The organism is Bacillus sp. JJ1764 (assembly GCF_036962145.1).
Lineage (GTDB): Bacteria > Bacillota > Bacilli > Bacillales > Cytobacillaceae > Neobacillus.
The window spans coordinates 1-5,334 of sequence record NZ_JBALNY010000230.1 but is presented as its reverse complement, the minus strand read 5'-3'; the positions used below and the strand labels follow the sequence as shown (position 1 = coordinate 5,334).

Sequence of the window (5,334 nt, the reverse complement as noted above, 5' to 3'; positions counted from 1 at the left end):
CCTGCCTTGTCTGAAGTTAATATAACTGATATTTGTGGTATAAAAAAAAGGAAATCCCCTAAAGGAATTTCCTTTTCTGAACAAGTTTATAATGTCTCCCCATTAGTAGCAATAACATCTTTATACCAATAGAAGGACTTCTTACGACTTCTTTCTAGAGTACCACTTCCATCATCATGCTTATCAACATAGATGAAGCCATAACGTTTCGATAATTCCCCTGTAGACGCACTGACTAAATCAATGCATCCCCAAGGTGTATAACCCATCAAATCAACACCATCTTTAATGGCTTCACCCATTGCCTCAATATGGTCTCGTAGATAATCAATACGGTAATCGTCAATAATAGAACCGTCTGTTTCCACTTTGTCATATGCGCCTAAACCATTCTCAACAATAAAAAGAGGTACCCTATATCGGTTATATAAGTTATTTAACGAAACTCTAAGTCCAGTTGGATCAATCTCCCAGCCCCAGCTTGAGCTCTTTAAAAATGGGTTCTTCACACCACCAATAATATTACCTGATGATGATTCGTCTACATTTTTTTGTTTCTTTTCAGTGCGGGACATATAATAACTAAATCCAATGTAATCAACAGGATACTCCTTAATTAGCTGTAAGTCTCCCTCATGGATGTCTAGCTCAATGCCATTCTCCTCCCAATAACGTTTCGCAAAGGCAGGGTACTCGCCCCTTACTTGAACATCTCCACAATAATAGTTGAAGATTTGTTCTTCTCTGATTGCATGCATAATATTCTCAGGATTGCTATCAAACGAGTAAACAGGCGCATACACCAACATACAACCAATTTTTGATTCAGGGATGATTTCGTGACAAGCCTTTACTGCTAAACTGCTCGCTACAAATTGATGGTGCAATCCTTGAAAGCTTTCTTGTAGGCGGGCTTCCTCACTAGAGGCTGAAAATCCAAGACCAAATAGAGGGAAGTGGGTAGCACCATTTATTTCGTTGAATGTCATCCAGTATTTGACTTTATCTTTGTATCGAGTAAAAAGGGTTCTCGCGTATCTTTCAAAATACTCGACCAGTTTACGATTCTTCCATGCGCCATATTCTTTGATGAGATGCAGAGGTGTTTCATAGTGAGAAATTGTTACAACTGGCTCAATACCGTGCTTAAGCAGTTCATCAAACACCCTGTCATAAAATGCTAATCCTTTTTCATTTGGCGTTAATTCATCACCATTTGGGAAAATACGAGACCAAGCAATTGACATACGGAAAACTTTAAAACCCATATCCGCAAACAAAGCAATATCTTCCTTATATCGGTGATAAAAATCAATTCCTTCATGATTAGGGTAATGATATTTACTGTGGTCGATTTCGTAATCAAACCCTGGCTTAGATAAGATTTCTAGGCGAATTTTTCCCCCAGGAAGAACATCTGCTAGGTTTAAACCCTTTCCACCTTCCTTGTAAGCCCCTTCTAACTGGTTGGCAGCTGTTGCTCCGCCCCATAAAAAACCTTCTGGGAATCTTGTACTATTTTGTGTCATTGTTTTTGCCTCCCTATATTAATCTAGGTTTTCCCCATTGGATTCAATCACTTGCTTATACCAATAAAAGCTTTTCTTTTTCATTCGCTTTAATGTGCCATTACCTTCATTATCTTTATCAACATAGATATAACCATAACGTTTTTTCATTTCTCCGGTTGAAGCACTGACGAGGTCAATTGGGCCCCAGCTTGTATAACCAAGAAGTTCCACACCATCTTCAATCGCTTCACCCATTGCAGCAATATGTTTTTTCAAATAATCAATGCGATAATCATCATTTATTTCTCCATCGGCAGTTACCTCATCCACTGCACCTAGACCGTTTTCTACTACAAATAATGGTTTCTGATAACGGTCGTATAGCTGATTGCAGGTAAATCGGAAGCCTTTGGCATCAATCGGCCAGCCCCATTCTGATTTTTCCAGATATGGATTTTCCACAGAGGCAAACACGTTCCCGCTTGAAATTTGTTTTAAAATTTCAGGATCTGTGCTTGTTGCCCGGCTGCCGTAATAACTAAAGCCGATGTAGTCAACCGTTCCCTCTTTCAGGAGTTCCTCATCTCCTGCTTCCATTTCAATCGTCAGGTTGTTCTCTCTAAAGAAGCGTTTCGCATAACCAGGATATTCACCGCGTGACTGCACGTCAATAAAGAAGTATGATTCACGATCTTTTTCCATCGCTGCAAATACGTCATCTGGATTACATGTATACGGATAAGTGGCTCCGCCGGCCAACATACAGCCAATCATCGCATTAGGAATAATTTCATGACATGCTTTTACAGCCAAGGCACTTGCCACTAATTGGTGGTGCGCTGCTTGATACTGAATTTGTTTTTTATGATCTCCTTCTTTAAACACAAGTCCGGCACCAACATAAGGCAGGTGCAAGAGCATATTGATTTCATTAAAGGTCATCCAGTATTTAACCTTGTCTTTATATCGTTTAAAAATCGTGGTAGCATACGTTTCAAAAAATGCAACCAGTTCGCGGCTTCTCCAGCTGCCGTATGTTTCAACTAGATGCACGGGGACGTCAAAGTGAGCAATCGTCACAACTGGCTGGATGCCGTATTTTAATAGTTCATCAAAAACATCGTCATAAAACTTTAAGCCCGCTTCATTTGGCTGCTCCTCATCACCATTTGGAAAAATCCGTGCCCAGGAAATCGACACCCGCAGTGCTTTGAATCCCATCTCGTCAAATAGCGCAATATCCTCTTTATAACGATGATAGAAGTCGATGGCCTCATGTGCTGGGTAATATTCATCCTCAGCAGGTTTAAATGAGTCAAGGAATCCGATTGCTACATTCCAGCGATTTTTACCTGTTGGCATAAGATCAACGGTTGTTAATCCTTTTCCTCCTTCTATATACCCGCCTTCTGCTTGGTTCGCGGCAATCGCACCGCCCCATAAAAATCCTTCTGGGAATTTTGTCATCATCATACCTCTCCTTTACTATGTAGAATGAGAAGGGAACTCGGTCCCTTCTCATTCTTTTGTTTAGATCGCTACTGATTTAGCTGATAATTCTAATAACTGGTCACCAGCTTTAACTTGGTTTCTATCAATTTGAGTAACCTCAAATTGATTATGGTTCGTTACGACTACTGGTGTTGTGACGATATAACCTGCTTTCTTAATTTGAGCGATATCAAATTCAATTAATAGCTGTCCTTTTTCGACAGTAGCTCCTTGTGCCGTATGGGAGGTGAAATGCTTACCTTCCAATTGAACGGTATCCATTCCGATGTGAATTAACACTTCGATACCCTGGTCGGTTGTAATGCCAATCGCATGGTTGGTAGGGAATAAGGCAGAAACAGTACCCGAAACAGGAGAGAATAACTTTCCTTCTGCTGGCTCAATCGCTATACCTTTACCAAGTGCACCAGAAGCAAAAGCGGCATCTTTTATTTCAGATAATGGTTTTACATCCCCATTAAATGGGCTTGAAATTACTGCCTTTTCAACTTTAGTTGCTGCTTTGTTATGATTAGTATTATTTTTTTCAGTAGTTCCAGCAGAAGCTGTTTCTTTGCCTGCTCCACCAAATAGGTAAGTTAAAACAAAACCTAAGATAAATGCTACGATTACAGCGATCACTGCACCCCAGAATCCTGCTGTAATTCCATCTTTAGGGCTAATCATGTTAGGGAATCCAAATACTCCAAGTCCACCCATAATAAAGGTTCTAGTCCCAAATGCTCCCGTAATGGCACCACCGATACCAGCAGCAATACAGCTGATAATAAATGGCTTTTTCTTAGGAAGTGTAATCCCGTAAATTGCCGGCTCCGTTACTCCAAAAATACCGGAAATAAAGGCTGGAATACTTAATGATTTAACCTTTTGATCTTTCGTCTTCAACCAAACCCCTAACACGGCACCGGTTTGTGCAAATGAAGCAGCAAAAACAGATGCTAAGACTGGGTCAGATCCCATGACAGCCATATTATTAATCGCAACTGGTACAAGTCCCCAGTGCAAACCGAAAATAACAAACACTTGCCAGAATGCGCCAAGGAACAGTCCTGCGATAATTGGGCTTAAGCTTACTAACCAAATGGTTAATTGCCCTAACAGTTGACCTGCCCAAGTCGCAACAGGTCCGATCACGATGAATGTAAGTGGTACAACAACAAGTAATGTAAAGAATGGAACTAAGAATGCTTTTACAACGTCAGGAATCACTTTCGTAAACCATTTTTCTACTTTTGCGCCAACCCAAGTAGCAACGATAATTGGTATAACTGTTGAAGAATACGTCATGAGAATAACCGGGATTCCTAAGAACGTGATATGCACCGGTGATTGGAACATGGTTCCTTCAAACAATGTATATAGCGGCTTGCCAGCGCTTAAGCCGGATAAGGTTGGATACACCAATGCCGCACCAATCGCCATCCCGATAAATTGATTCGCTTTAAACTTCTTGGCTGCTGTAAACCCTAGGAAGATCGGGAAAAAGTAGAATAAACAGTCCCCAATCGCGTTTAATATGTTATAAGTACCTGATTTGTTCGTATATAAACCAAGTGCAATGAACAAAGCGTTGAAGCCTTTGATCATCCCTGTTGCTGCCAACACACCTAGCGTTGGAGTGAAAATACCAGAAATCATATCGATAAAAGAATTAAATAACCCTTGCTTTTTGCCGTCTTCTTCTTCAACAGGTGCTGCTGCTTGAAAGCCGCCAATTGCCACCACATCTTTATAGACATCGGGAACATGATTCCCGATTACGACTTGATACTGACCGCCGCTCTTCATAACAGTGACGACGCCATCCATATTTTTTAATACCTCTGTATTGGCTTTACCTTCATCTCTTAACTTAAAACGTAACCGGGTAATACAGTGAACAACACTGATAACGTTTTCTTTTCCGCCGACATTTTGAATAATATCTTTGGCAAGCTGTTCGTATTTCATTTATTAACCCTTCTTTCAAATTAGTTTTTTATCAAATAAAAAACCTGAGCCAATCTGAATACACATGAAAATAGTGTAAAGCAGATTAGATCAGGTTATGCCCAATAAGGTAACATTCCTTCTAATGGTATTCTGTTGTTTTAATATGATAATTGATCCACCTCCTAAAAACACAAAAAACCTAAATTGCCCATCAATAGTCATTGACGTACAACTTAGGTTTTGCCTGCATAATCAGTAACAATCCTAGTAAAAAAATTGTTATTAAGTTTGTATTCATACTTTAGCATACGCTTTCATAGAATGCCAACGGTTTCTTTTTTTTAGACTCTGTTAAACTAGTATGTTGATTTCCGCTCCA

At 39.9% G+C, this 5,334-nt stretch carries 3 protein-coding genes; all 3 read right to left on the bottom strand.

What is annotated here, in order from left to right:
• Positions 1-86: 86 nt before the first annotated feature.
• From V7083_RS22910 to V7083_RS22900, 3 genes are read right to left on the bottom strand one after another with little or no spacing between them, the layout of a single operon-like run.
• Complete coding sequence (locus V7083_RS22910; RefSeq protein WP_335482430.1) at positions 87-1,529, bottom strand: glycoside hydrolase family 1 protein; 1,443 nt, start codon at positions 1,527-1,529, stop codon at positions 87-89.
• A gap of 18 nt (positions 1,530-1,547) precedes the next feature.
• A complete protein-coding gene (gene ascB, locus V7083_RS22905) occupies positions 1,548-2,984 on the bottom strand; it encodes a 6-phospho-beta-glucosidase (protein WP_335482428.1) in 1,437 nt (478 codons plus the stop codon).
• A 57-nt stretch (positions 2,985-3,041) separates the two neighbouring features.
• The gene (locus tag V7083_RS22900; protein ID WP_335482426.1) at positions 3,042-4,973 is read right to left on the bottom strand and encodes a beta-glucoside-specific PTS transporter subunit IIABC; all 1,932 of its coding nucleotides are present in this window, start codon (positions 4,971-4,973) and stop codon (positions 3,042-3,044) included.
• Between the last annotated feature and the right edge of the window lie 361 nt (positions 4,974-5,334).